Here is a 25243-nt window from a genome sequence, read left to right on the forward strand (position 1 = left end):
TTTATCCGCGCAGATTTTTTAGGCTTACCGATGTGTATGATTATTGATAACAACCGTCAGTATCCCTGCAAGAATAATCATACTCATGCCAGCCAGAGCTGTTGCATCAGGTATATGCGACCATAATAACCAGCCGATCAAGCCGGCAAATACCACTCCAGAGTAGTTTACTGGTGCAATAACACTGGCTCTGGCATAGCCATAAGCTCTGGTATAGAACCACATGGTCAGCCAGATAGAAGCACCGATATATAAGAGATAAGGGAGTGCGGACAGAGGAACCGGCTGCCAGTTCGCCAAAGCAACCGGAACGCTGCACAGGAAAGAGATACTGAAATAATAAAAATTTATTCTTGAAGAAGGCTCGGTCGTCGCCAGTGTTCGAGTTCCTACCATCGAACAAGCCAGCAACAAACCAGATGCAAGACCGACCAAATGCCAGACTTTGAAACCTTCCATATCCGGCTTAAGAATCAGCATTACCCCCGCAAACCCCAGCACCATTGGCATAACGACTCGTTTTCTGACTTTCTTTTTCAGCCAGAGCCAGACCACAAGCGGAACAAACAAAGGTCCGGTATTTCTCAGTAAAGCTGCATCAACCAGAGGAATATAGGCCAGCGCCTGATAGTAAGCATAGAAACACAGCCAGCCGGTAATACCTCGAGCAATATGAGTCCATGGCCGACTGGTTTTAAGAACACTTTCGTTTAAGGATTTCCCCCGGAATGTGCTACTCAACTCTTTTATAAGCCATGGTAGAGCAATCAAAAGGCAAATGGCGTATTGTGCCAGCACGATCATTGCTACTGGCACATCACTGGAAATCAACTTACTGGCAGCTCCTGCAGTACTGGCCACCAGCGTTGTCGCCAAGGCAAACAGAACACCTCTGGGTATGTTCTCTGTCATACATCCTGCCCTGACAAAACGGTTACTGTTAAATAGAAAATCTTAACCTTTACCCATGAACGCCTGCATAATTTCCTTGGCTTCATTGGACATCAGCCGCTCAGCAAACAGAATACCTTCATCGGCAATACGCTGCTCAACACTCTGGCGGTAAGACTGCTTTAACAACTGTTTGGTATGCTTCATTGCATCTACCGGCTTATCAGCCAGTTGCTGTGCCTTTCTGTGTGCCAGTTCAAACACTTCATCAGTATCAACGGCTTCGTTAGCAATGCCATAATCTCTTGCAGTCTCTGCATCGAAGAAGTCACCCAGCATCAGTAATTCGGCAGCTCGTCGATGCCCCATAGTTTCTGGCAGCAGCAGACTGGATGCAGCTTCTGGCACCAATGCCAGGTTAACAAATGGCAGGCGAAGCTTGGCGTTATTAGCAACATAGGCGAGGTCACAATGCAGCAGCATGGTGACACCAATACCTATTGATACACCACTGACTGCGGCAACCAGAGGTTTTTCAAAAGCCACCAGTTGACGTAAAAACTGCATTACCGGGGAATCCAGCCCCAGACCTTCTTTCAGGAAATCACCAAGATCATTACCGGCAGTAAAAGCATCGGTATGTCCGCGAATGACTACCGCCCGAATGGAACCGTCCTGATCAGCAGCAACAAGTGCTTCTGTCATGCCGGTGTACATGGCACTGGTAAGGGCGTTTTTCTTATCAGCACGATCCATGGTAATGGTAAGCACCGCGCCAGACTGCTCCAGCAGAATATTATTATCAGACACGTTAACCACCTTTTTTATTCTTGTGTCGAATCTTCTCAAGTATCCATATCTATGAATTCTCAGCCTCTTAGCCGCCGCTGGCAGATAAATGAACCTGGATATTCGATAGTGTGTCTACACACATTGTGCCGATACTTTATTACTCCGTCCGGCAGAATACCAATAAATCACCCGACACACTCAAATATCACCACAAAAAAAACCCCGAACCATCAAAGATGGCCGGGGCAAAGGCACCTGACATGCACATCATCGAGGGTTAACCTCAACAACTGTGCTCTTTTTCACCTTGCAGCTCACACACAAATGGGTAGACATGCAGAGGATGAATTCTTTGGCCTGTCAGGAAGGCACTGAATTTTTTTGTAAAAAAATAGCCGCTTTGAGAATTAGTTCTTATTCTTCAGATCTAAGTGTTGAAGCTATGCTAACAAGAAATAAGACAGAAGCCTTAGTCTATTCGGGTGTATAAATGTAACTTTCGCATCTAAAGGAGAAAATACAGCATATTCATGCATATTTTATATGATAAAAATGTCGTATTTACTCTGCTTTTTTCTGAGATTCCAAGCCTTTAATCTGGTCGTATATCTTCTGGTTGGTCACAGCTTCCATGCCCAACTGTTCGGCCAGCATAACCACTTTGCCATTCAATTCATCAACCTCTGTAACCTTGCCACGCTTGATATCCGACCACATACTCATTCTCGCCCTTGCATCGATTCTTAATGATCTGGCAGCAATAAGCCTGAACAGCAAATTTGGCAACTCAAGAACATAAGGCATTTTTTCCAATGGGATACGAGTACCTATATCAACCGGTTGAATGCCATAGCCTTCCATAACGTTCAAGCCTTCACGAATGCAGTCAGCCCACTGCTTACGATACTTTCTATGACGCATCTGATCTTTCAGCGGTAAACCGCTCAGTGCATTAATAGAGTTATTGAGGTTCAGTAGCAGCTTGGTCCAGAGCACCGCCTGAATATCATCATGTAGCCGACTTTTCCCAAAAGCTCTATCAAGGCTTGGCAGCCAGAGTTTCAAGGTTGTTGAGGCTTCAAGATGCAAACAGCCTTCCGTGGTTTTTTTAAACTCACCTTCGCCAAGGTAATTGACACCATAGGCAACAGAACCACCGATTACCTGCGCCTGCGATAGTTCTTTTCTCAGGATTTCGACACTGGAAAGTCCGTTCAGCAGGCTGATGACGGTTGCATCCGGTGCATAGGTTTGAATCTGCTGAATAGCCGTATACAGGTCAGTATTTTTTACACAGACAATAATGAGTTTTGAGCCGGAAAGACAGGAGGTGTCAGTTTGATAATCCAGTCGATTCATGGCAAAGCTTTGCCGCTGGCCATCATGATGCACAATAGTCATGCCGTAGCGAGCGATTTCATTCTGAAACCAGTGCCGCCCCAGCATCCTTACTGGTATACCCTCAGCGTAGAAACAGCCGGCGAGATAACAGCCGATTGCACCAGCCCCAAGAATAGTAATACCTTCGTTATTGTTATTATTTTTCATCAAAGGTGATTTCTTATCGTTTTACCAAACTCTAAGAAACCACCTTTCCAGCGTCAACTGCTAATTACGCAAGCAATCAATAGTGATAAGGGAATTTTGTGAAGTCTTTTGGGCGTTTCTCAAGGAAAGAGTCTCTGCCTTCCTGAGCTTCGTCGGTGCCATAGGCAAGGCGTGTCGCTTCACCGGCAAAGATCTGCTGGCCAACCATGCCATCATCTGTGAGGTTCAAACCAAATTTCATCATACGCAGAGCGGTCGGTGATTTTTCACCAATAATCTTTGCCCACTCCAGAGCTACTGTCTCTAGTTCTGCATGAGGAACCACCTTGTTGACCATCCCCATATCAGCGGCATCCTGAGCCGAGTAATCAAGACCCAGGAAGAAGATTTCACGGGCCTTCTTCTGACCAACCATCTTGGCCAGATAGGCAGAACCATAACCGGAATCAAAGCTGGCAACATCAAGGTCTGTCTGTTTGAACACTGCATGTTCTTCAGAAGCGATGGTCAGATCACACACCACGTGCAAACTGTGACCACCACCAGCTGCCCAGCCTGGCACAACCGCCATAACGACCTTTGGCATAAAACGAATCAAGCGTTGCACTTCCAGAATATGCAGACGTCCCAGCTTGGCGGGATCAATTTCATCCTGAGGCATGCCTTCGTATTTATAGCCATCTTTGCCACGAATACGCTGGTCACCGCCAGAACAAAATGCCCAGCCACCGTCTTTTACTGAAGGGCCGTTACCCGTCAGAATGACACAACCTATATCGCTGGAAATTCGTGCATGCTCTAAAGCACGGTAGAGTTCATCAACGGTTTTCGGACGAAATGCATTACGGCACTCAGGGCGGTTAAAAGCGATACGAACAGTGCCCTGATGGATAGCACGGTGATAGGTGATGTCTTCGAAGTCAAAGCCTTCAATTTCATGCCACTGTTCTGGGTCGAAAATCTCGGAAACCATGGGAGAGGGGTTCTCGCAATCAGATAAATGATGAAATTGTCGCACATTTATCTGATTGCGCCAGTACTGCCTAAGGGATAGGCAGCTTGGTGATGAGTTACAGGAAAATCAGCTCAATGCTTCAAAATCGTCTTCACGAAGCAGAGCACGGCCGTCTTCCTGCAGAACCCACAGTTCTTTATGAATCACACCACCAGCATTATTCATTTTCCAGCCTGACTTCAGAATCGCAGATTGCTCATCAACTACTTCCAGTTCTGGTTCAACGTATTCAACATCTGAGAAACCATCAGCAATCAGTTTTTCCCAGAAAGCAGCAATTTCTTCAGTACCGGTAAAAGTACCGAATGGGCGAGCATGCATAACTGCGTCAGCCTCGTACTGAGCAGCACAGCCTCTGCCGTCACCAGAATTAAATGCATTCTTCCAGTTGGAGCTGGCCAGGTTAACGGCTTTAATGACTTTATCTTTCTGTGCTTGATCCACGGTTCGTACTCCTGATTAATTCTTGAAGAAGTTAATTCTGAATGAAGCAAGCATAGTCCTTGCTGTACAAAAGGATAAACCGGACAATCCAGAACTCAGTTTTCGTAATAACCGAACAATCAAATCAAGCATTCAAATCGAGCAACCATGAAGTATCTTCGTCATATGGCCGTGTTTGCCAGTATCGTTGAATCCGGTTCTATTACCGCAGCAGCAGAAGCTGAAGGTTTATCGAAGTCCGTTATCAGCCAGCAGTTAAAAGACCTTGAACAGGCGCTAGGTGTCGTTCTGCTTAATCGCACGACACGAGCCCATAATCTCACGCCAGCTGGCAAAGACTTTTATCAACAATGCCGACAGATTACCGCGCTCGGTCAGCAAGCCTGGCAACAGGCGCAGAATAATCTTGAGAATCCGAGAGGGCCTATAAGAATCTCTGCACCTCAAGCCTTAATAGAACCTTTGGTTACACCCGCAATAGGGCAACTAATCCGGAAAAACCCGAGCATTATTCCAACCATTCTCAGTGAGGATCATCGAACTGATCTTCTGCAGCAAGACATCGACCTGGCGGTTCGTGTTGGAGAAATGCCTGATAGTGACTATATACAGAAAAAGCTCGGCAGTTTTCGGGAAGTGCTCTGTGCTGCCTCTTCATACGTTAGAGAACACCAAATAGAGATTGATCAACTTCCAGTCTCTGGTCACAAAAACTGTCAACTGGATTATATAGCCAATAGCTGGCAAGGCTCTCAACCAACACATGCCTTATTAAATAGGAAATCGTCAGATTCGATCCAGCTGAAGTTTAAAGCCAACCGCTTCTGCAACTCATTGACAACTGTCGTTGGAATGGTCAGAGCCGGAGCCGGAATTGCTCTTCTGCCTGATTTTATCTTCAAGCCACTGCAGCAACAGGGTCTATTAATTGACCTCTTTCCAGACTATGACCTGCCCGAGGTTCCGGTATACGCTGTGCATGCTTATGGTCAAAGCCCCAGCCTGTTGCTTAAGCTTTCCCTCGAAACTCTTAAGAGCAAAATGGACGAACTGGCAGCGGCTTTAGAATAATCAGCGAAAATAATAAGAAGGAATCTGAAATGTCTCAGGAAGCTATCTTTACTCCCTTTCTCGGTATGATGTTATTAACCGTCGTCGTCTGGCTTGTAATGATGGTCAGCCGAATCATCTTTATGAGTGCTGAGAAAATTGATGGTCAGCAGGTGCAATCGCCTGACCAGTTTTATGCACTGGCACCTGCCAGAATAGCCGCATCAGGACACAATTTCAGAAACCTGCTAGAAGTCCCTGTACTGTTCTACGGTATTTGTCTTTACTTGTTTGTGACCGGGCAGGTCGATACAAACTACATCTATGCTGCTTACACTTTTCTTGCCTTCAGAGTTATCCACAGCCTGATTCAATGCACCGTGAACATCGTTAATCTGAGATTTCTGGCGTATCTGGTTTCTTCTATTGCTGCGGCTTATATGATTGTTCGAGCAACCATCAGCGTGCTTTAGACGACAGTTTTTGTAGGCTCTCTGCAAGATCATGCAATTGTATCGGTTTGCTCAGCACCTGCTCTACTCCTGCGTCTATCAGGGCTTTTCTGGTAGACGCCTGAATATCTGCGGTAAGTGCAAAGACATGGGGTCGCTGTTCTTCCGGCCACTGTTCATAAATAATTTTTGAGGCAGTAATGCCGTCCATCACCGGCATCTGAACGTCCATAAGCACCAGATCGTACTGTTTGGCTTTCAAGGCAGTCAAAGCCTTCTCGCCATCCTCAGCCAAATCCGGTGCATAACCGAGTCTCTCCAACAGTTTAGTGCCCACCTTTCGATTCATTACGTTGTCATCCACCAACAGAATATTCAGTGGTATGGATGCTGAAAGGGCTGCATCTATTTCACTCACAGGCTTGTTTCTTAAATGGCCACTGTAACTTCTGGTCATGGATAGCAATTCGGCAAGAAGAATATCGGTTCTCACTGGTTTAGTGTGCTGCGCATGAAACAGTTTACTATTTTCTGGTGTCTCAACCTTACCCATTGATGTCAGAAGCAATATCGGACAGCTGGAATGTGTTTTACTCAGTTTTTCGGCCAACTGCACACCGTCAATATCCGGCATCTGCATATCAAGAATCGCCAGATCGATAGCAGGTTTACTGGCCAATGCAGCCACTGCATTCTCGGGATGATCAAATTCAAGCACCTTAACCCCCCAATGTTCCAGATGGTGTTTAAGAATCATCAGGTTGTTCTTATTGTCATCCACCACCAGAGCCTGCAAACCTTTTAAACGTGAAAGGTCAGGTAATTGCTCTTCAACATCGGCTTCCTGCAGCAACATATCAAAGTAAAATTCACTGCCTTCACCTTTAATGCCGCTGCTTGTCACGCCCATGGTTCCTCCCATGAGTTCGCAGAGACAACGACTTATCGTCAAACCGAGACCAGTACCACCAAACTGTCTCGTTGTTGAACTGTCTGCCTGAGAGAAAGAGTCAAAGATAGCGGCCTGCTTATCTTTTGGAATACCAATGCCGGTATCCGCAACGTTAAGACGGATTCTGACCTGCTCATCTTCAGTCTTAACCACCTCAGTGCATTCAAGTTTGATTTCACCCTCACCAGTGAACTTCACGGCATTGCCTACCAGATTGAGCAGCACCTGCCTTATACGAGTCGGATCGCCTATAAAAAATCGGGGAAACTCATCCGGGTAGTTACAGATTAACTCAAGATCATTTTCTGATGCCCTAATCGAGAGCATCTCAAGGGTTTCTTCCATACAGAGGCGAAGATCAAAAGAAGTATCTTCCAGTTCCAGCCTGCCCGATTCTATTTTAGAAAAGTCAAGAATATCGTTAATCAGGGACAGCAGGGATTGGCTGCTGATATTGACGATACTGATCCACTCTTTCTGTTCAGTATTGAGTTCTGCTTCCTGCAGAAGTTCGGACATACCAATAATAGCGTTCAGGGGTGTGCGAATTTCATGGCTCATGGTGGCCAGAAACTGACTTTTGGCTTCAGCCGCCGCAAGTGCTTTTTGACTTTCTTCCGAAAGGGCACGATTAGCAAGATACAAGTCGGCGGTTCTTTCCTCTGCCAGTCGTTCCGCTTCTTTTCTTGCTGCCTTCTCACGATGAAGCTTTCGCTCCATCCGTTCAAACCTCGCCTGATCCTTACTGGCCATACTCTATTATTTTTCCCGAGTAAGAGAGAACACAGCCGCTGTTCCTGGCCCGTGTTCCGATTCAAGATCATGACGATTGAGACTCAATGGCTCACCAAAATGTTTTATCGCGCCATGAATCAGCCCTTCGGCCAGATCGGCAAACGGCCTTTTGGACTGATATTGCATCTCGAAACCATTGTCTGTTTCCTGACAATCGAACGTAGGCAGCTTGGCATCTGGATACAGTTTCCTGACTTCTCCATGAATGATTTCATCGACACTGGCAAGAAAACTCTGGCAGTTATGACCTTTAAAAAAGTCAGGGTAAAGCTCACTGAAACGTCCCAACAGGTGCTCTCCAAACACTTTAACCAATACAGAAACCTCTATCCCGGTTTCTTTGGATAAATGCGTAACCAACTGCAGCATTTCTCCATGGCTGTAGGTACCAAGCGATGTGTAGACGCCGTTTGAGGACAGATCAGAGGATTCAATGATCTTGTCCGCAATTTCTTCCGAGAATTTATCTTCAACCATCTCGAGAAACTCGGTAAATACAATTCCTTTCATTTTATTTCCGCAGGTTTTGTGACTGCCTACTTATATCGGCTGCGCCATAAAAAGTTCATGCTGCCCATCATCGTTGGATGAGATCAGTTCTCATCAATGTTAGAATCCTTCGTCATAAACAGCCTGGCGAAGATGCTGGCTAAAAACCTGACAACAGGAATAAGAAAGCAGTAATGAGTAATTGCCCTTTGACCAATGATTTTAAAAGCGCGATGCAGGAACTGGCTGCCTCGGTTAATGTTATTTCTACCGCACACGACGGTGTTCGAAATGGCCTGACCGCAACAGCTGTTTGCTCCCTGTCCATGGAACCGGCTTCCATGCTGGTCTGCATCAACAAGAACGTTCAGGCTCTGGAACAGATCAAGGCCAGTGGCAGCTTCTGCATCAATATTCTGGCGGCTGACCAGCAACAGGTTTCCGATGTCTTTGCGGGGCGTTCCGGCGCTACTGCGGACCAGCGCTTTACAGAAGCAGGCGAGTGGACAACATCCGAAGCTGGCAGCCCAATGCTGGATGGCGCTCTGGCTAATGTGGTCTGCGAAGTGTCAGAACTGAAAGAAGCAGGCAGTCATTTCATCTGTATTGGTTATGTTAAAGAAGTGCGACTGGGTGCAGAATCAACACCTCTTATTTATGCTCAGCAGTCCTACGCTACTGTTGCCAATCTGCCGGATGCTTCAGCAGCCTGACTGTTTAATAATGAAGGCTTGATGTTTATGACCAGACTGGAAAAAACCCTTGCAGCCATTGATGCGCTGCATGCTCAGGATCCGGAACAGGAAAACGGTAAAGCTAAAGAGCTGATCTATGCCGAGAATATGTCCGGCTGGCTTCAGAAGTTGAACCCGAACGCCTCTGATGAGTTGCAGATTGCCGTTCGCAGCCAACATCTCTGCCGCTGGGAAATTGCCCGCTCGGAATTCCCGATGGATCGCCCTGGATACCTGAAGTGGCGAACCGAACTGGGCAAGCTTCACGCCAGAAAAGCTACTGAAGTTATGGCAACTGAAGGGTTCAGCGAAGAAAGCTATAAACAGGTAGAAAGTACCGTTCGCAAGTTGGGTATCAAGCGTAATGCTGACGCCCAGACGTTGGAAGACTGTGCTTGTCTGGTCTTTATCGAAACAGGATTTCTCCCTTTTGCTGTCAAGCATTCAGAAGAGAAAATTATCAGTATCGTTCAGAAAACCTGGGCGAAGATGTCTAAGCAGGCTCAGCAGGAAGCTTTGAAACTGAACCTGCCCGAGGAAGCTTTGACTGTTATCCAGAAAGCGCTGGCTTGATTCCATCCTCTGCAACAATACTCTGAAACCATAAAGCCTCATCACTTCATGGTTTCAGATCGCCCCTTCTATCTATACTGAGGCTATTGTCTGTCAACCAAGGGAATGGGACATGACTACCGGCCCGAGCCCTCAAGCACCAAAACCTTACACCCCAAATGACTATGGCTATGATTTTGACCATCTGGAAATCACTGAAGACAGAAAGTCCGCACTAGAATCGTACCAATCATCCCTCGAGGCAAAGTTTGGCAGCAGAGCACTTAAGGTTATTCAAGGGCAGGGCAATGGCAAACAACTGCCTCTAGCCACTGCAAATCCTCGGCATAAACCAATAAACCTCTATTCAGCTGTCCGGGTAATAGGCAGGTTTGTATCCGAAAATCTTCCCCCGGATAACATTTCAGTTAAGAGTCAGAGTAATAACTGGCCTGAACTTGAAACAGAATTCAACGATCTTTCAACCTCATCCAGATCTTTGCAGATAGATGTCAATATGACCGATGAGGAGCTTGCAGCAGATCTCGGGGTTAAAGGAAAGCTTTATCAGGATCGTCAGGATTCTTCTATTTTCAACCGACGAGAGCCCTGTCCGGAAGACATCAGGCTGAACGACAGCAGGAAGAGTTGTTACCTGCTCAGTACACTTGCTTCCCTCGCAGCCACCAAAAATGGCAAACAGTTTCTCAGAGCCAACATTGTCCAACTGGATCAGGAGCACGCTGCTGTACGCTTATACGACAGAGTGTTGGGAAAAAACATCATAGTCCGGGTTTCAACAGCCAGACTTCTGAATAAGGACAAACATGACCTTTACTCCTTTGGCAACCGGTCTGCAGCCTTGTGGCCCGGAATTATGGAGAAAGCATTCCACGCTCTGAAAATACATCGGGTTCATGCGCTTAAAGACATGAAAAAAAGCGCCACTTCTGAGGAGCTGAAAGCTCTTATTCAGACAGAACTCAATGAACTGGAAAGTCATAGTGGCGCTGGTAATTTGCTGGATAAGACAGAATTGCTGGGAGCTATTTACGCGCTTCCCTGCCTGCCTGAAAGAGCATCTCCTGACTCTGCTTACAAGCAGGCTTTGACAGCACCGATAATATCTTTTGATCCTGCAAAAGATCTGGACATACTTCGTTTCAATGTTGAACAGGGTGTTCCTGTAATTGTGGGCGTGGGGGAGAATATTAAAAATGCCAGTAAATCCCTGATCAAGGGTACTCCTGCCGGACATGCGCTAGCCGTTCTCTGTACAGCCAAGAGAAAAACAGCTAAAGGAATGAAAGACGGTATTCTAGTGTATGACCCTTTTGGGGATTCTCTGGATACCAAAGCAGATGTCACTCGTTTTTCCGAAATACTTCCAGATTCAGAACAGAAACGTGCCGCAGTTCAGTTAAAAAGTGGTGGTCAGGCACTGCAGTTTGTTGCCTTCGATGAGCTTAACTCTCACTTCAGTAAGTTCGCCGTCGTCCGCGGTGGTTATTCAAAAACCATCAGTTCCAGTGAAAGCACCGCAGAACCGGAGAGTACACAAAACTGAAACACTTCATTCATACGCCTGTAACAACACCCTTCTAACTTATGGCTACTGATACATTTCAACGATAATAATTCAGGAACCTTAATGCGCCCTTCTCTATCCAAACTGCTTATCTCTGCCCTTGCCCTATCTGTTCTGGCTGGCTGCCAGTCTGTGAATCAAGACAAGATGGCCAGCAAGTCCGTGCCTGCAGCCAAGCCTGTGGTTGAGCTGAACAACGATGACCTTTACGAAGTCTCTCATGAAGGTCGCTACTACGTTTTTGATGATATGGCTGTGTACAAGGACTTTGTCGCCCACGGTGAAACACCTTACCGAAAGGTTTTCATTGGTGAAGGCCCTCAAAGCCAGACCCTGGTATTTGGCCTGACGGGTAAAGATAAAAAGAAGTTCTCAGGCATCGGTAGCGTAGATCTTTATCAGGGCAAGATTACCCCTGCTGACAATTTCTACGGTGAGATGCGTGGCGAAGATGGCCGTATTTACGTATTCAGTGAACTGGCTGATATGGAAGCAGTACGTGCCGTTGGTGAAGCAGCTTATCGTTTTACCCAGATTGGCGTCGGCCCGGACGGTCAAACCGTTGTATTCGTCCTGAACAAAGGCAACAAAAAGAAAAAGCCTGTTGCTCTGATGGCTGAATTTGCCGCTCGTAATCACTGATTATAAGAGTTGATAAGAGCCTGGATTTCAGGTTCTCTTCAAGGGCAGCCCTGTAAAGCAACCCCCATAGATTTACAGGGTCTGCCTCCCCTCCTGCTACTTCCCCATTTCACCCTTACTCCTCATTGCACCTTCAGTCTTTGCATGAAACCATGGTTGTTCTCTCTACGTATCGTTTACATACACCCTCTGCCAGTAAAAGAGAAAGGAAATAACCTTGGCTGGAAAAGCAAAACGAATTTTAAAAGAGATAGTAGTCACACTGACTTTTGCCGCTGTTTTTATGACCGGATACAACCTCTATCTGCAAAAAGACATGCCATCGAGCGAAGCTCCGGCATTGATGACAACCGACATCAATGGTCAGCTAGTAGATCTGCGTCAGTCTTCTTCAGAAAAACCTGTTCTACTCTATTTCTGGGCGACATGGTGTCATGTCTGCAGCTGGACAAGCCCGGCAATCAGCGACCTTTCTGAAGATTATGAAGTCGTTACTGTCGCTCTCGCTTCAGGCAGAGATCAGAAGGTCGCAGCCTACGCCAAAAGCAATAAGTTGAAGTTTCCAATAATTAACGATGATTCAGGGCAGTTGAGCAGTCAGTGGCAGGTCAGCGTGACACCCTCGATATTTATTATTAAAGACGGTGAGATTAAATCGATAACAACCGGCTTTACGACGAAAGCCGGTTTGTTGACAAGGCTCTGGTTTTATCAGTAGCTCTTTAAATAAAGACTGAGTTCTTTAAGTAAAACCTAGAGCAGATAGGACTTAACTGAAACACCACCATCCACTTTATAGTCGTCACCGGTCACATAGCTGGATCGGTCAGAGCCCAGAAACATAATCACATTGGCAATCTCTGACGGTTCAGCAAAACGGCCAAAGGCGTTGGTATTAAGCGTTCTCTGACGAATATCTTCATCGATACTGTTCAGGTAGAACTTCATTCCTGCGGTATTGATACCGCCCGGTGACACCGAGTTTACCCGCACCCCACGCTTAGCGTATTCAGCGGCCGCGCCTTTGGTCAACACAATCACTCCACCTTTTGCTGCAGCATAGGCTGTCTGGAAAGCCTGCCCTTTATGGCCTGACTCGGAAGATATATTCACAATGGAACCACCACCCGCCGCTTCGATAGCAGGAAGCTGGTACTTCATTCCCAGCCAGACACCTTTCAGAGTGATATCGAGACACAGATCCCAATCACCTTCTTGAATCTCGGTGATACCAACAGAAGGTGTAGCCTTGGCGGCATTATTCACGGCTATGTGAAGAGCACCAAAGGTTTCCACAGCAACGGTTACCACCTCCTGAGCGTCAGCAGCTACTGAAACGTTCGCTTCTACTGCAACCGCCTCACCACCTGCTTCCTTAATCAGGCGCACGGTTTCTTCTGCACCGGCCAGATTAAGATCAGCCGCTACAACTTTAGCGCCTTCTTCAGCAAACATCAGAGCCGCTGTACGGCCTACACCATCACCACCGGCACCGGTGATAAGAGCCACTTTATCTTTCAACATCATGGTGGAATCACTCTTATTATTTTCGATGGCACCATCAGACGTAATTTCCAGCTCATCAACAACGTACATTTGGATTAGAACAACTCTACAAACCTCGTCTGCCAGCTACTCTGAAAGTGCTATGCCCACTGGCTGCACTATTGTATCCTTGCCGGTTTATACTCATACCTGTACCTCTCTTAAATCTTCAGACTCCTGTCATTCAAGAGAGACTAACGTACCCAATCCGGATTCTCGCAAAGAGCCATGATGGAAGAGCAATATCACCCACATCAGATCGAAACTGATGCCCAGAAGTACTGGGAAGAGAACGACAGTTTTGCTGTCACCGAAGATGAAGGCAAAGAGAAATACTACTGCCTGTCCATGTTCCCTTACCCAAGTGGCCGACTGCATATGGGCCATGTTCGAAACTACACCATTGGTGACGTAGTTTCCCGCTACCAGCGCATGCAGGGCAAGAATGTAATGCAGCCTATGGGCTGGGATGCGTTTGGTCTGCCGGCTGAGAATGCTGCGATCAAGAACAAGACCGCACCGGCGCCATGGACCTACGAAAATATTGATTACATGAAAGGTCAGCTGAAGCGCCTGGGCTTCGGTTATGACTGGAACCGTGAGCTGGCGACCTGCAAGCCGGATTACTACAAGTGGGAACAGTGGTTCTTCACCAAATTGTACGAGAAAGGTCTGGTTTACAAAAAGATGTCTTCCGTAAACTGGTGTCCGAACGACGTGACTGTTCTGGCTAACGAACAGGTTGAAGACGGCCGCTGCTGGCGCTGTGACACGCTTGTCGAGCGTAAAGAGTTGCCACAGTGGTTTATCAAGATCACCGACTACGCCGATGAATTGCTGGCGGATCTGGATCAGCTGGACGAATGGCCTGACCAGGTTAAGGCCATGCAGCGTAACTGGATTGGTCGCTCCGAAGGCGTTCAGATGACCTTCAAGGTCGCTAATCCTGTTGAAGCCTGTCCGGAAGAGTTCAATATCTACACGACACGTCCTGACACGCTTATGGGTGTGACCTATGTTGGTGTAGCTGCCGAGCACCCTCTGGCCAAAGCCGCTGCGGTAAACAACCCGAAGTTGGCTGCCTTTATTGAAGAGTGCAAGTCCAACGGTGTCACCGAAGCGGAAATGGCCACCATGGAGAAAGTCGGTGTTGATACCGGTATCCGTGCCATTCACCCGCTCACTGGTAAAGAAGTCCCTGTCTGGGCGGCTAACTTTGTACTGATGGATTACGGTACTGGCGCAGTTATGGCTGTGCCAGGTCACGACCAGCGCGACTACGAATTTGCAACCCGCTTTGAGCTGCCTATTCAGCAGGTTATTGCACCAGCGAATCCTGAAGACTGCGATCTGTCTAAAGAAGCCTTCACCGAGAAGGGCACGCTGATTAATTCCGGTGAGTTTGATGGTCTGGAATTTGAAGCGGCTTTCAAGGCTATTTCCGACAAGCTGATTGCGGAAGGTAAAGGCGAGAAGCAGGTTAACTACCGTCTGCGTGACTGGGGTGTCAGCCGTCAGCGTTACTGGGGCGCGCCAATTCCGATGCGTTACCTGGAAGACGGCACTGAAGTGACCGTACCTCTGGAAGACCTGCCGGTTCTGCTGCCGGAAGATGTTGAGATGGACGGTGTTCAGTCGCCTATCAAGGCTGATCCTGAGTGGGCCAAAACCACTCATAATGGTCAGGTTGCGACTCGTGAAACCGATACCTTCGATACCTTTATGGAGTCCAGCTGGTATTACGCCCGTTACTGCTCACCACAGTCCGACGACCAGATGCTGGACCCGAAAGCGGCCAACTACTGGCTGCCGGTGGATCAGTATATCGGTGGTATCGAGCACGCTGTTATGCACCTGCTCTACTCCCGTTTCTTCCACAAGCTACTGCGCGACGCTGGTCTGGTAGACAGTGATGAGCCGTTCAAGAAGCTGCTCTGTCAGGGCATGGTTCTGGCTGATACTTTCTACAAGACCGATGAGAAAGGTCTGAAGCACTGGCTGGCTCCAAAGGACGTTGACTTTGAACTGGACGATAAAGGTCGTCTGATCAAGGCGACTCTGAAAGCCACCGGCGAAGCCGTTGAACATGCGGGCATGAGCAAGATGTCCAAGTCTAAGAACAACGGTGTTGACCCACAGGACCTGATCGACAAGTACGGTGCCGACACTATTCGTCTCTACACCATGTTTGCTGCGCCTCCCGAACAGACTCTGGAATGGTCCGAGAGTGCCGTAGAAGGTGCTCATCGCTTCCTGCGTCGTTTCTGGAAGCAGGTGGCCGAGTTTACTGCCGCTGGTGAGACAGTTGCTCTGGATGCCAACAGCCTGAGTAAGGAACAGAAAGACCTGCGTCGCAAGACTCACGAAACCATTAAAAAGGTGTCTGATGATTGCGACCGTCGCCTGACCTTCAACACTGCAATTGCTGCGATTATGGAATTGAACAACGCTATGGCGAAGTTCAAGGACACCAGCGACCAGGGGCGTGCCGTACTGGCTGAAGCCATTGAAGCCACCACATTGATGCTGGCTCCGATTGCTCCACACACCATGCACAGCATCTGGAATTCTCTGGGTCACAGTGAGGCGGTTGTCACAGCTGAGTGGCCAGAAGTTGACGAAGCGGCCATGAAGAAAGACGCCATTACCATGGTGGTGCAGGTGAACGGCAAGGTTCGCGCCAAGCTGGAAGTGCCTGCCGGCATGTCAAAGGACGACATTGAAGTGCTGGCTAAAGAGCATGAGAACGTTGTGAAATTTACCGAAGGTAAAACCATTCGCAAGGTGATTGTGGTGCCAGGTAAGCTGGTGAATATTGTGGCGAACTGATTGTTTTTATTCAATCATAAAAAAGGCCGGATTTTTTCCGGCCTTTTTTTGTTAAGGTTTTGAAGATTACTTACTTACACATTCAATTTTAAAATCATACGAATAAGTGAAGTACCCTTCATCAACCAGCTTTAAGTTTTGTGTTTTCAGATCACATTGGCCAGCCTTATATGTGACAGATGATGCACGTTTTTCATCATGTACACCAATTAAATCACACGTCGCAGTGTACTCCCTTCCATTCGCATTCATTTCAATGCCCCAACACTGAGCCCCTTTAACAGAGGCAATAGCTTTAAAAGGAAGAAGGCTAGCCAGTTCTGCTGCAATATTCTTGTTAGTTTTCTTAAGTTCGGCTTCCTTCTGCTGAGCCATATCTCGTTCGACCTCTACTTCAAATTTTTTATAATGCAATTCACTGTTCTTTTTCTGGTATGAAGCCAGTTCTTTTTCGTGTTCCTGCTCCAATACCAGTTTTGCCTGATCATACTGATCTTTCAGAGCAGTCACTTCCTGTTCATGTGAGTGTGTCATGAAAGCCATCTTATTAAGCAGGTCAATGGTACGATCTGCATAGGCCTTAACCTTGGTAAACCCAAGACTCGTGCAAATCCCATCCTGAAACTCGGCTGGAGTGAGAGATATATCATAGAAATATTCCGGACTCCTGAAAATGGTCTGAGTGTAATTGTCAGACTTTCGACCTGAATGTATTTTTATTACAGAGGGTACAGTTGACTCCCATGGCCCTGCCACTTGTTGAAGGTCGAGAGTTACACTGACCAGAGACCTTGTATTCCCATAGGAAAGCTTATCTTCCAAAGCGCCTTCTCTAGCGAGACTTAGTTGATAAGTATTATCCTGGATCACTTCCTGATTAGTAAAAGATGCAACTAAACCTTCATCGGATGCCTGCTTTACAACTGTATTGGCAATCTTGGCAAACGGGTCAAACAGATTTATTGACTTTGGTTTTTCGGCATCTTGGTTTTTTGCCTTTTTCTTAAAATCTTCTTCAGTATCACACCAACCAACCCAAGAACATGCAAAACTATCATCAATCTTATCCGCAGCAAAACGTCCCTTACCATCCAGTCTTAAATCAAGAAGATCATCCACAAGGTGATTATATTGAGAAGTAAATAGCCCGTTACGACCTTTAGGTATCATCTCCGGAATTTTTCCACTGCAACGCTCTATTTCTTCGCTCAAGCTATTGGCCTGGCAGAGCTGAACAAACAACGCAGCACTGTTCGGCTTGTAATTAGGGTCGAAACTTGCGTATACAACCAAAGTACCTGAGCCTGGGTTATTATCCTGAATACTGTTAAGTGATATTGCCAACTCTGATAACCCCAAACCGGCCAGAGGGTTTCCAGCCTGAAGGTATTCTCCACCACCTAGAGGAATTCGACCTGGTATTGAACCAGGCTCGTCACAACCTTCTTTGGATTTTGTTACATGCTCCTGACCAAAGGCTGGTTGAGATTTGGTAGTTGGAATATATTGAAACAAATGTGGTTCCATTTTAAAATCATCAGGCAATAAATTGGCCAACGCGTTAGCTTCAAAGGGAACCTCATTTTTTTTGGCCGTAGCCAGAGCGTTGTCTGATGGTTTTGTGGTGCCGCTACCCTCAGCTTTTTGACTTTCAAAAGAAACTTGAGGAGCGGTATATCCCATCTTATCTGATGAAAACTTATCCGCTAATACTGCACCCAGTGGGTTAAACACAGTAAAACGCCACACCGTCTTGGTTTTCGCCTTATTATTAGGTTCATTCGGATCTGCAACATAGTTCTGATGAATCGTCATTGCTTTTGCAGTTCCAAGCACAACGTGCTGCACAACAGGAAAACTGCTCGCTTTGAAGAAGTCATCAAGTTCTTTATCGAGTCTAGGTCCTGTATATTCAAAACTTTGTTCAGAACCGTCATCTTCTGACACCGTCATATCGTCGGCATCCGTCTGTTGAGTTTTATCATTCTGGGCAACTGTAGCGGGTATTATTTTTTCTTCAGACCAGCAACTGTTGTTTAGTGAACTGATAGCAATAAAAGCTGCCAGTAATTTAGGTATCATTCTCATAATTAAACTCTCCTTTTTCATTAAATAATTAGAGGACCTACAATAGAAGAGGAAAACAGGGTATTAGTTCCAAAATAAAACAATCAAATCAAAATCATTTAAAATCAAATAAGAGAAACTTTATAGAACAAAAGACAAAACCTTTGTAAAACAGAACCTTTAAAAAATAGCTTGAACTTATATTAAAAAATATTTATAAATTATTTATAAAAACAACTCGTAAAAACATTTACAAAACTAACAATAAAACCCTGACAGTCAAATAAAATATTATTTAGAGATTAAAACAAAACTGAAATCAAAGACAGTTTAAAAAGTCATCAGACAAAGGCAACCCTACTCTTAAATCCAGACTCAGACAGATAATATTAAAAACAACCAAAAAAAATTAACCACCTTTAATGTCTATTCACGGACAGTGAAACCATTATTAATATCTTTTCTATTCGCAGACTGCTCTGCAACATTAACGGGGGTAAAAAAACCTGTAGATGCCGATTGTCTTATATCGGTAAAAACATCCAGAGCAATAACAGCCGTTATTGATACTACCAGCCACCACTTTTTCTCTAAAAAGAGCATTCCTTATCTCTCTATAATCCATTTCAACATAGATAAGGTATTCTTTGCAGAACCATTTCTCAACGGCTGAATTACAACTGACGTTTAAAATTCTGAGATTGCCCCCATAATCTTCTCAATATCGATACATCAAAGAGAATCACTATGTCCCAACCTGTCCAGATAGCCTGCCCTAAGTGCACCACTGCCAATAGAGTTCCCTCAGACCGTCTGGCTGATGGTGCCATCTGTGGTAAATGCAGAAGTCCACTTTTCAACGGCAAGCCGGTTGATCTTAATTCAGGAAACTTCAAACGCTTCATTTCTCAAACCGACCTTCCTGTTGTTGTCGATTTCTGGGCTCCCTGGTGCGGCCCCTGCAAAGCTATGGCACCAGCTTTCAACCAGGCTGCAGCAGAGCTGGAGCCCAATATCAGACTCGCCAAGCTGGACACCCAGGCACATCAACAGGTTGCTGCTCAGCTGAATATTCGTAGTATCCCAACCATGATTGTCTTTAAGAAGGGTAAAGAGGTGGACCGTATTTCCGGAGCCCTGCCTGCCGGACAACTTAAGCAGTGGCTGAAGAAAGCAGCTCGCTAGACTGAAATATCCCCTTGTCTATGCTTATTTATATCGTGAAAGCAGCTTGGACAAGGAAATGTCAGGAGACTCGCTAGGGCCAGTATCAGGTCAGAATCCAGTCAATATGAATGAGCGAGCTGCAAAAGCTCCTAGTCAGTCCAGAAATGGAAGAGTCTCTGTCGTTGAAGATGTGAAACCGAAAATAGCGCGCCATAGCCTTCAGCCACAGCTCAATAGAAACCTCGATTTGCACATGCGAGGTATCCGGGTAATTGCTCCCCACGAAGGGGGTGGTGCCTGCTGGTACCCAAAAAGAAAAGCACCGCCACGCCCGGATCAAAAACCTCTGAGTAACCCCAGACCGCCCAGTCAGAGTGTCAATGCCAATCTACAGAGCAGGCAACAGCCTGCTTTGCCTTCAGTACTGGCAGACGCAACCAAAGCCCTGATAGATCATAGATCCTCAACCGTGCCACCTAACCAGAATCGCAATGAAGCCTATAGAGACTTGTTAAATACTTATCACCCTAATCAGGATTTAGACGATGAGGAGTATTCCGAGCTTGAATACCTTCTTGTTAATGCGGCTAATAACAGAGGAGAAAAGCTTCCTCAGGATAAATCTGCTGCTATTAAAGAGTTAAAAGCTGCTATTTATGACCGCCTCCGCTCTGGTGGCTCCAAAGTAATGGCTTCAAAGCCAACACCGCCTAAACCACCGGTAAGAAGCAGCTCATTACCAGAATCTCAACGGCAAACTCAGCCTGTGAGAAAAACTGTTTCGCCTGAGCTGCTTGCTAAGGCAAGAACTACTCCAACTCTTCGTCCGACTTGTCATAATGCACTGCTCGACGCCCTGAATGGCAACAACTCTCCTGAAGATACAAGAAAACAAGTGGTACAGGGCTATGCTGACTACTATTCCAGTGCACAGACAGCCCGTCGTCCTAAAGAGTCTCAGGACGACTATGTACTTAATCTGGTCAAAACCATACAACAACAAGCAAGCCAGACATCCGATGAGGACCTTGCACCTTTAAGAGGGCTCATTCAAAGGGATATCAGTGGTGATGTCGATACCGCTACCAATGCTCTGGGCATGAAGACCATGGAATCTGAACACGCCTTCGACACCTTTAAAGCTGTTACTGGCGTTACCATTAACAGGCAGGTCGGAACTGCCCAGCTGACGGGAAAAGCCAACCCCACAGGTGAAGGCGCACAAATGGCAAAATTCAGCATGGTAGATACCAGAGAGATCGATTCTTTCGTCAGAGATATTCAGTCAAGGCAGGAAGTGGTTATAAGTGACGCTCTAAGAACAGAAGTCACCCTTCTGAAGGGGATTAAGAATCCTGAAAAAGTCTGGAAGAAACTTGAAAAAACACTCAGAGCCAGTCTGCGAAATGATATGCAGAGATCTATCAACCCAGCTCTTAATGGTGCATCTACAAAAGAAAAAGCCAAAAAAATTCAGGCTGGAATGGAAAAACGTCTGGCAGAACGGGTAACTCAATCCAGAGAGATTTTCATGAATGCAGTAAAGCCTAAGTAATTCAGCTGAGCGTTTCATATGGAAAGACCGTCTATCCACTTGTCAGTCCTCACTCAGATACACAACACCCCGCCGATATAAGCCTCATTCGCAGGCCAAACCGATTACTCCGGCCCTAAATCATCAGAATTACCATGGAAGAGCGCATGGACAGAGAAACTGAATTGTTTGCCCAGGCTGAGACTGAATCAGTAACACCTTATTCAGGAAAAGCCCTTCCCAAGGTGACTGACCGGATTACCCGTGCCGAGCTGAGCCAGCGTATTAAAGACTCTGTAGCTGTTGGCAACTCGGAACACCTGCACTGTTTCTTCAATTTTATGCTGGTCAATGAATACACGCCTGAACAGCTGGTGCAGGAAATTGATTACACCAGAGCCCAGAATGAACCCATGCTGAAAACTTTGGTTCAGTGGACAGAACAGGTTCAGCAACATAAAAAACAGAAAACAGCAGGCAAGGCTACCTATCTGGCCATAGTGATTCAGCACGCTGAAAACCGATTCGCACAGACGTTAAGAACCATTGAAAAGTACAAGAAATTTGCTGATGCTCCGCACGAATTTACTGAAGCTGTTGACCTGCTGGCCATATCATCATGGCTTGGTCTTCTTCAACAGGAGCAGGACAGTAACGTTCCTAACGAAACCATTCTCAAGCAGCTTGAAGCCTTACGACAGAAACATATCTGGTCGAAAGAGCTTGCCCAGTTTGCCATTCCTGTCACAACGGCCTACTTCCGTGACCAGTCGATCGAGAAACTTGCTACCGGCAATTATACCGGCGCTTATCGTGATCTTGAGCAGGCACTGCAGCTTCCTGAAGAAGATAAGTCTATGACCTATCAGGCTTACGCCAGCTGTATAGCCAGACAAATTAACGATCCGCTTTTCCGCGCCAGAGCCAAAGATAAAGACCTTGAAAAACTGGAAGCAAAGATGGAGTTTCTGACCGATGTTGATTTCTGGAGTCCGGAACTGGACATCAGTCGTTTTCATCTGAAAGGTATGACGGGTTCGATCTAGTTAATACCACAACGATCGGCAGAAACATTTACTACCAAACTGTCACACCACTATTGCTAATTCATTTCCCCGCTATTAGGATGACGCTGTCTGACAACTCAGACAGCTATTCTCAGGGCGGGGTGAAATTCCCCACCGGCGGTAACTTTCCAGTTAGACGAAACTGTCAAACGAAAGCAGCCCGCGAGCGCCTGACTTCATATGAACTCAGGGTCAGCAGATCTGGTGTGAATCCAGAGCCGACGGTTAAAGTCCGGATGGGAGAGAAAATGGCTTCGCTGCACCTCACTGCATTCTTCGCAGAGCTGTTAGCAGTGCCTGTCTATTAGGATATCCACAGGCTTATGAAACCTATGGGTGTCTCTGTTCCTCAGTGCCCTGGTTCAGGTAACGTATTACATAGAGTTATTGCCATGAATCAGTCCTTACTTACTGCCTTTGGTACTCCACACCAGCGCGTTGAAATGGCATTGAATGCCCTTCGCAATGGTCAGGGTGTTGTTCTGGTCGACGATGAAGACCGAGAAAATGAAGGCGACTTAATCTTTGCTGCAGAAACCATTACACCACCACAGATGGCCATGCTGATCCGTGAGTGCAGTGGTATTGTCTGTCTCTGTATGACCGATGAAAAAATGAATGAGCTGGACCTGCCTCCGATGGTGACAGACAACACCAGTAAGAATGGCACAGCCTTTACTGTCACTATTGAAGCTAAAGTAGGAGTAACCACCGGTGTGTCTGCTGCTGATCGTGTCACCACCATCAAGGCAGCTATTGCAGATAACGCTCGTCCGGAAGATTTATCTCGCCCTGGCCATGTGTTCCCACTCAGAGCACAAGCTGGCGGCGTACTGACTCGCCGAGGCCATACTGAAGGCACAATTGACTTGGCTGTACTGGCCGGTTTCAAACCTGCTGGCGTACTCTGCGAACTGACCCATGAAGATGGTACCATGATGCGCCTTCCAGCACTGATCAAGTTTGCACGCCAACATCATATGCCGGTACTGACTATTGAAGACCTGGTTCAGTATCGTGTTGCGCTTCAGGAAAAGATTGCCTGATAACACAAGCTTTAATAGTGGGTGCTGTATAAACAGCGCTCACTATTGCATAACTAAAAATTAACTTCGGACAACACAGAGTTTCTCAACCAAGAGATTTTTTAGGAAAAACAAGAAAACATCATCTATAAATACTTCCAATTTTAAAATAAAAGAAGGAAGTAAAATCGGATGTACCAGTCTAAAAAACACATAAACATAAATATTATAGGAACTGTTCTTTTACTTTTTCTGTCACATCACTCATCAGTGTCCATAGCGCAGCCCCCTCAAACTGCGTTATTAGATGATAGTGCGACTTATAACGTGAGCCCTTTTCACTACGACCATAGCACTGGCAGGACTATTCTTGTTGTTGATGACTCTAACGGACAGTCACTTTTAGATGCTCTCAAACACCCTGAACATTATCCAATAAAACTCATTGGAACATATCCACTAAACCTATCGTCAGACTTAATTGTTACCAAGTTGGTATTTTCAGAATCAGATCCAGAGTGCAAACTCACTCAGGCGTTTGGACTGGACCAGTTTAAAAAGCTGTCTGTCCATGATCAAGAAACAGATACCACTGAACTCACAACTACTGAGTTATTAAGTGATAAATGTCCAAGCGCTGTTATTCTCAATCAGGGCAAGTCAGAGCTGATAGTTGGGTCAGATGGCAGTTTCGATAATATTGGCTTCATTGATAAGAATCATCCTCTCCAATATCAAGTTTCTGCAATGGAACTCATAGATATTGCACTTCCAGGCCATCAGACTAATAACATACTACTTGGAGAAGATGTTGCTCTTATGCAAAGAGGTGGTGGCGGGAAAGGTGGAAGCAAAGGAAAAAAAGGAGGAGCTAGTGGTACAACACCCCCCAGGAAAAACTCACCTCCCACAGTTCCACCAGGTGCAACACCTGGAAAAGGTCCTTTAACTGCCGCCGATGGTGAGGAGGATCCTCACAGAAAAGGCAAAGCTAAAGGTAACTCTAAGCTCGACACTCTAATAGGGATATTCCAGAATTCCGCTAAACAGCCAAAATCTAACGCTCATAAGCAGATTTTTATTGATGCTTTCAACTCTGCAAGTGATTCAGTAAAAACTCAATTTAAAACAATGTATGGTTCTGACCCATATTTCAAATCTTTTGGTAAAAAACTGCTCTGATGCAAAGAAGCTGTTGTTTCAAGCGTTACTGTAGATTGCTTCCAACACCATAAGAAACCAATCGACTTATCTCGGCCATGGAGCGGCCACTCTCTCCCTGCAAATCATTAAAAAATGCCTGAATAGCTTGCTGGCTTTTCTTGGTCGCCAACCCGCCATCAATAATTTTCATAGCTCGCAGATAAGCTTCAATATCTCTGGTCAACAGGAACGTGTCCTTACCAATAGCTCTCAATGCATAGGGTCCGGTATTACCGCCCAAACGGCTGCCATGTTTCTTCAGGTGATTCCACAATCCCATAATGTTATCCACAGGCCAGTCCGCTACAAACTGTGCAAATGAACCATAGTCACGCCTAACATCCTGAATCATCATGGCATTGTCACGAATGCTCCAGACTTTCTTCAGATGTCGTATTATTTTCGGGTCAGCCGCTTTTCGTTCCAACATATCATCGGGCATCATCAGCAACTTTTCGATATCAAAGTTCCAAAAACTTTCTTCAAAGTCATCCCATTTCTGGTCGACTACGCGCCAGACAAAGCCACTTTGAAAGACCTTACGGGTCAGCTCTGCCAGATAACGATCGTCGGAGATCTGAGCCAGCTCTTCAGCACTTAATGATTTAGGCAACAGAGCCTCTACAGCACTCTCACCACCTTTTCTGTCACAGGCTCTTTCGTAAATTACGGAAAATGACTCGTGTTTCATTTCAGCAAACAGCCTTCACCAATATCAAATTACAGCTACCTTACTGAATAGAACCAGAGCCGTATAGCCAATATTCATTCAACGAATACTTCAACACTTGGAGCCTATGATAAAGTCCTGAATATCAGGACACATGAATTCATAAGCTATGCACCCGCCTCTGCCGGGTGC

General features: G+C 46.1%; 24 protein-coding genes and 1 riboswitch. Of the genes, 13 read left to right on the forward strand and 11 right to left on the reverse strand.

Annotated features, from left to right (window positions below; genetic code table 11):
- Window positions 1-24: 24 nt before the first annotated feature.
- From EOPP23_RS11025 to EOPP23_RS11045, 5 genes are all read right to left on the reverse strand, one after another.
- The gene (locus tag EOPP23_RS11025) at window positions 25-912 is read right to left on the reverse strand and encodes a DMT family transporter (RefSeq protein WP_153766047.1); all 888 of its coding nucleotides are present in this window, start codon (window positions 910-912) and stop codon (window positions 25-27) included.
- Between the two features lie 42 nt (window positions 913-954).
- The gene (locus tag EOPP23_RS11030; RefSeq protein ID WP_370514755.1) at window positions 955-1701 is read right to left on the reverse strand and encodes an enoyl-CoA hydratase; all 747 of its coding nucleotides are present in this window, start codon (window positions 1699-1701) and stop codon (window positions 955-957) included.
- Window positions 1702-2244: 543 nt separating this feature from the next.
- Window positions 2245-3231 carry a 2-dehydropantoate 2-reductase gene (locus EOPP23_RS11035; RefSeq protein WP_153766048.1) on the reverse strand — a complete coding sequence of 329 codons (987 nt, stop codon included), beginning with the start codon at window positions 3229-3231 and terminating at the stop codon, window positions 2245-2247.
- A gap of 76 nt (window positions 3232-3307) precedes the next feature.
- On the reverse strand, window positions 3308-4204 hold the full coding sequence (locus tag EOPP23_RS11040; RefSeq protein ID WP_153766049.1) for a 1,4-dihydroxy-2-naphthoyl-CoA synthase: 897 nt from the start codon (window positions 4202-4204) through the stop codon (window positions 3308-3310).
- Window positions 4205-4312: 108 nt separating this feature from the next.
- Window positions 4313-4690, reverse strand: a complete 378-nt coding sequence (locus tag EOPP23_RS11045) for a nuclear transport factor 2 family protein (RefSeq protein ID WP_370514756.1) — start codon at window positions 4688-4690, stop codon at window positions 4313-4315.
- A 147-nt stretch (window positions 4691-4837) separates the two neighbouring features.
- On the opposite strand from EOPP23_RS11045, the gene EOPP23_RS11050 reads away from it, so the two are divergent.
- Together EOPP23_RS11050 and EOPP23_RS11055 are read left to right on the forward strand one after the other, a co-directional pair.
- Window positions 4838-5761, forward strand: coding sequence for a LysR family transcriptional regulator (locus tag EOPP23_RS11050; protein ID WP_153766050.1), 924 nt, complete (start codon window positions 4838-4840; stop codon window positions 5759-5761).
- 29 nt (window positions 5762-5790) lie between these two features.
- Window positions 5791-6213: an MAPEG family protein gene (locus tag EOPP23_RS11055; protein WP_153766051.1), complete on the forward strand. Its 423-nt coding sequence runs from the start codon at window positions 5791-5793 to the stop codon at window positions 6211-6213.
- Here the strand turns inward: EOPP23_RS11055 and EOPP23_RS11060 are convergent.
- Window positions 6200-7897: a response regulator gene (locus EOPP23_RS11060; RefSeq protein WP_153766052.1), complete on the reverse strand. Its 1698-nt coding sequence runs from the start codon at window positions 7895-7897 to the stop codon at window positions 6200-6202. The genes EOPP23_RS11055 and EOPP23_RS11060 overlap by 14 nt on opposite strands.
- Window positions 7898-7903: 6 nt before the next feature.
- Window positions 7904-8449: a heme NO-binding domain-containing protein gene (locus tag EOPP23_RS11065; protein WP_153766053.1), complete on the reverse strand. Its 546-nt coding sequence runs from the start codon at window positions 8447-8449 to the stop codon at window positions 7904-7906.
- Between the two features lie 173 nt (window positions 8450-8622).
- On the opposite strand from EOPP23_RS11065, the gene EOPP23_RS11070 reads away from it, so the two are divergent.
- From EOPP23_RS11070 to EOPP23_RS11090, 5 genes are all read left to right on the forward strand, one after another.
- Entirely contained in the window at window positions 8623-9141 is a 519-nt protein-coding gene (locus tag EOPP23_RS11070) for a flavin reductase family protein (protein WP_153766054.1), read from the forward strand.
- A 27-nt stretch (window positions 9142-9168) separates the two neighbouring features.
- Window positions 9169-9735 carry a DUF4202 domain-containing protein gene (locus tag EOPP23_RS11075; protein WP_153766055.1) on the forward strand — a complete coding sequence of 189 codons (567 nt, stop codon included), beginning with the start codon at window positions 9169-9171 and terminating at the stop codon, window positions 9733-9735.
- Window positions 9736-9847: 112 nt separating this feature from the next.
- The gene (locus EOPP23_RS11080; RefSeq protein ID WP_153766056.1) at window positions 9848-11281 is read left to right on the forward strand and encodes a hypothetical protein; all 1434 of its coding nucleotides are present in this window, start codon (window positions 9848-9850) and stop codon (window positions 11279-11281) included.
- 84 nt (window positions 11282-11365) lie between these two features.
- On the forward strand, window positions 11366-11944 hold the full coding sequence (locus EOPP23_RS11085; RefSeq protein WP_153766057.1) for a hypothetical protein: 579 nt from the start codon (window positions 11366-11368) through the stop codon (window positions 11942-11944).
- 217 nt (window positions 11945-12161) lie between these two features.
- Window positions 12162-12662: a protein disulfide oxidoreductase gene (locus EOPP23_RS11090; protein ID WP_153766058.1), complete on the forward strand. Its 501-nt coding sequence runs from the start codon at window positions 12162-12164 to the stop codon at window positions 12660-12662.
- 35 nt (window positions 12663-12697) lie between these two features.
- On the opposite strand, the gene EOPP23_RS11095 is transcribed toward EOPP23_RS11090, so the two are convergent.
- A complete protein-coding gene (locus EOPP23_RS11095; RefSeq protein ID WP_153766059.1) occupies window positions 12698-13540 on the reverse strand; it encodes an SDR family NAD(P)-dependent oxidoreductase in 843 nt (280 codons plus the stop codon).
- Between the two features lie 180 nt (window positions 13541-13720).
- On the opposite strand from EOPP23_RS11095, the gene leuS reads away from it, so the two are divergent.
- A complete protein-coding gene (leuS, locus tag EOPP23_RS11100; protein ID WP_153766174.1) occupies window positions 13721-16318 on the forward strand; it encodes a leucine--tRNA ligase in 2598 nt (865 codons plus the stop codon).
- A gap of 66 nt (window positions 16319-16384) precedes the next feature.
- Here the strand turns inward: leuS and EOPP23_RS11105 are convergent, their stop codons facing one another.
- Together EOPP23_RS11105 and EOPP23_RS11110 are read right to left on the reverse strand one after the other, a co-directional pair.
- Window positions 16385-18406 carry a hypothetical protein gene (locus tag EOPP23_RS11105; RefSeq protein WP_153766060.1) on the reverse strand — a complete coding sequence of 674 codons (2022 nt, stop codon included), beginning with the start codon at window positions 18404-18406 and terminating at the stop codon, window positions 16385-16387.
- Window positions 18407-18811: 405 nt separating this feature from the next.
- Window positions 18812-18988, reverse strand: a complete 177-nt coding sequence (locus EOPP23_RS11110) for a hypothetical protein (protein ID WP_153766061.1) — start codon at window positions 18986-18988, stop codon at window positions 18812-18814.
- A 144-nt stretch (window positions 18989-19132) separates the two neighbouring features.
- Here EOPP23_RS11110 and trxC point away from each other — a divergent pair, with 144 nt between their 5' ends.
- The 5 genes from trxC (at window position 19133) to EOPP23_RS11135 (ending at window position 24360) form a co-directional block, all read left to right on the forward strand.
- Complete coding sequence (gene trxC, locus EOPP23_RS11115) at window positions 19133-19570, forward strand: thioredoxin TrxC (RefSeq protein WP_153766062.1); 438 nt, start codon at window positions 19133-19135, stop codon at window positions 19568-19570.
- A 58-nt stretch (window positions 19571-19628) separates the two neighbouring features.
- Entirely contained in the window at window positions 19629-21107 is a 1479-nt protein-coding gene (locus EOPP23_RS11120; RefSeq protein ID WP_194842582.1) for a hypothetical protein, read from the forward strand.
- A 146-nt stretch (window positions 21108-21253) separates the two neighbouring features.
- Complete coding sequence (locus tag EOPP23_RS11125; RefSeq protein WP_153766064.1) at window positions 21254-22132, forward strand: hypothetical protein; 879 nt, start codon at window positions 21254-21256, stop codon at window positions 22130-22132.
- 104 nt (window positions 22133-22236) lie between these two features.
- A riboswitch (FMN riboswitch) is annotated at window positions 22237-22405 on the forward strand.
- Between the two features lie 140 nt (window positions 22406-22545).
- On the forward strand, window positions 22546-23199 hold the full coding sequence (gene ribB / locus EOPP23_RS11130; protein ID WP_153766065.1) for a 3,4-dihydroxy-2-butanone-4-phosphate synthase: 654 nt from the start codon (window positions 22546-22548) through the stop codon (window positions 23197-23199).
- A gap of 171 nt (window positions 23200-23370) precedes the next feature.
- Window positions 23371-24360 carry a hypothetical protein gene (locus EOPP23_RS11135; protein ID WP_153766066.1) on the forward strand — a complete coding sequence of 330 codons (990 nt, stop codon included), beginning with the start codon at window positions 23371-23373 and terminating at the stop codon, window positions 24358-24360.
- 25 nt (window positions 24361-24385) lie between these two features.
- On the opposite strand, the gene EOPP23_RS11140 is transcribed toward EOPP23_RS11135, so the two are convergent.
- Window positions 24386-25072 carry a DNA-3-methyladenine glycosylase I gene (locus EOPP23_RS11140; RefSeq protein WP_153766067.1) on the reverse strand — a complete coding sequence of 229 codons (687 nt, stop codon included), beginning with the start codon at window positions 25070-25072 and terminating at the stop codon, window positions 24386-24388.
- Window positions 25073-25243 lie beyond the last annotated feature (171 nt).

This window comes from Endozoicomonas sp. OPT23 (assembly GCF_009653635.1).
In the GTDB taxonomy this organism is placed as follows: Bacteria; Pseudomonadota; Gammaproteobacteria; order Pseudomonadales; family Endozoicomonadaceae; genus Endozoicomonas_A.

Excerpts from the sequence above, each read along its gene's own strand:
- EOPP23_RS11025 (WP_153766047.1), bottom strand. The coding sequence starts at position 912 with ATGACAGAGAACATACCCAGAGGTGTTCTGTTTGCCTTGGCGACAACG.
- EOPP23_RS11035 (WP_153766048.1), bottom strand. The coding sequence starts at position 3,231 with ATGAAAAATAATAACAATAACGAAGGTATTACTATTCTTGGGGCTGGT.
- EOPP23_RS11040 (WP_153766049.1), bottom strand. The coding sequence starts at position 4,204 with ATGGTTTCCGAGATTTTCGACCCAGAACAGTGGCATGAAATTGAAGGC.
- EOPP23_RS11050 (WP_153766050.1), top strand. The coding sequence starts at position 4,838 with ATGAAGTATCTTCGTCATATGGCCGTGTTTGCCAGTATCGTTGAATCC.
- EOPP23_RS11055 (WP_153766051.1), top strand. The coding sequence starts at position 5,791 with ATGTCTCAGGAAGCTATCTTTACTCCCTTTCTCGGTATGATGTTATTA.
- EOPP23_RS11060 (WP_153766052.1), bottom strand. The coding sequence starts at position 7,897 with ATGGCCAGTAAGGATCAGGCGAGGTTTGAACGGATGGAGCGAAAGCTT.
- EOPP23_RS11065 (WP_153766053.1), bottom strand. The coding sequence starts at position 8,449 with ATGAAAGGAATTGTATTTACCGAGTTTCTCGAGATGGTTGAAGATAAA.
- EOPP23_RS11070 (WP_153766054.1), top strand. The coding sequence starts at position 8,623 with ATGAGTAATTGCCCTTTGACCAATGATTTTAAAAGCGCGATGCAGGAA.
- EOPP23_RS11075 (WP_153766055.1), top strand. The coding sequence starts at position 9,169 with ATGACCAGACTGGAAAAAACCCTTGCAGCCATTGATGCGCTGCATGCT.
- EOPP23_RS11080 (WP_153766056.1), top strand. The coding sequence starts at position 9,848 with ATGACTACCGGCCCGAGCCCTCAAGCACCAAAACCTTACACCCCAAAT.
- EOPP23_RS11085 (WP_153766057.1), top strand. The coding sequence starts at position 11,366 with ATGCGCCCTTCTCTATCCAAACTGCTTATCTCTGCCCTTGCCCTATCT.
- EOPP23_RS11095 (WP_153766059.1), bottom strand. The coding sequence starts at position 13,540 with ATGTACGTTGTTGATGAGCTGGAAATTACGTCTGATGGTGCCATCGAA.
- leuS (WP_153766174.1), top strand. The coding sequence starts at position 13,721 with ATGGAAGAGCAATATCACCCACATCAGATCGAAACTGATGCCCAGAAG.
- EOPP23_RS11105 (WP_153766060.1), bottom strand. The coding sequence starts at position 18,406 with ATGAGAATGATACCTAAATTACTGGCAGCTTTTATTGCTATCAGTTCA.
- EOPP23_RS11110 (WP_153766061.1), bottom strand. The coding sequence starts at position 18,988 with ATGCTCTTTTTAGAGAAAAAGTGGTGGCTGGTAGTATCAATAACGGCT.
- trxC (WP_153766062.1), top strand. The coding sequence starts at position 19,133 with ATGTCCCAACCTGTCCAGATAGCCTGCCCTAAGTGCACCACTGCCAAT.
- EOPP23_RS11120 (WP_194842582.1), top strand. The coding sequence starts at position 19,629 with ATGTCAGGAGACTCGCTAGGGCCAGTATCAGGTCAGAATCCAGTCAAT.
- EOPP23_RS11125 (WP_153766064.1), top strand. The coding sequence starts at position 21,254 with ATGGACAGAGAAACTGAATTGTTTGCCCAGGCTGAGACTGAATCAGTA.
- ribB (WP_153766065.1), top strand. The coding sequence starts at position 22,546 with ATGAATCAGTCCTTACTTACTGCCTTTGGTACTCCACACCAGCGCGTT.
- EOPP23_RS11135 (WP_153766066.1), top strand. The coding sequence starts at position 23,371 with ATGTACCAGTCTAAAAAACACATAAACATAAATATTATAGGAACTGTT.
- EOPP23_RS11140 (WP_153766067.1), bottom strand. The coding sequence starts at position 25,072 with ATGAAACACGAGTCATTTTCCGTAATTTACGAAAGAGCCTGTGACAGA.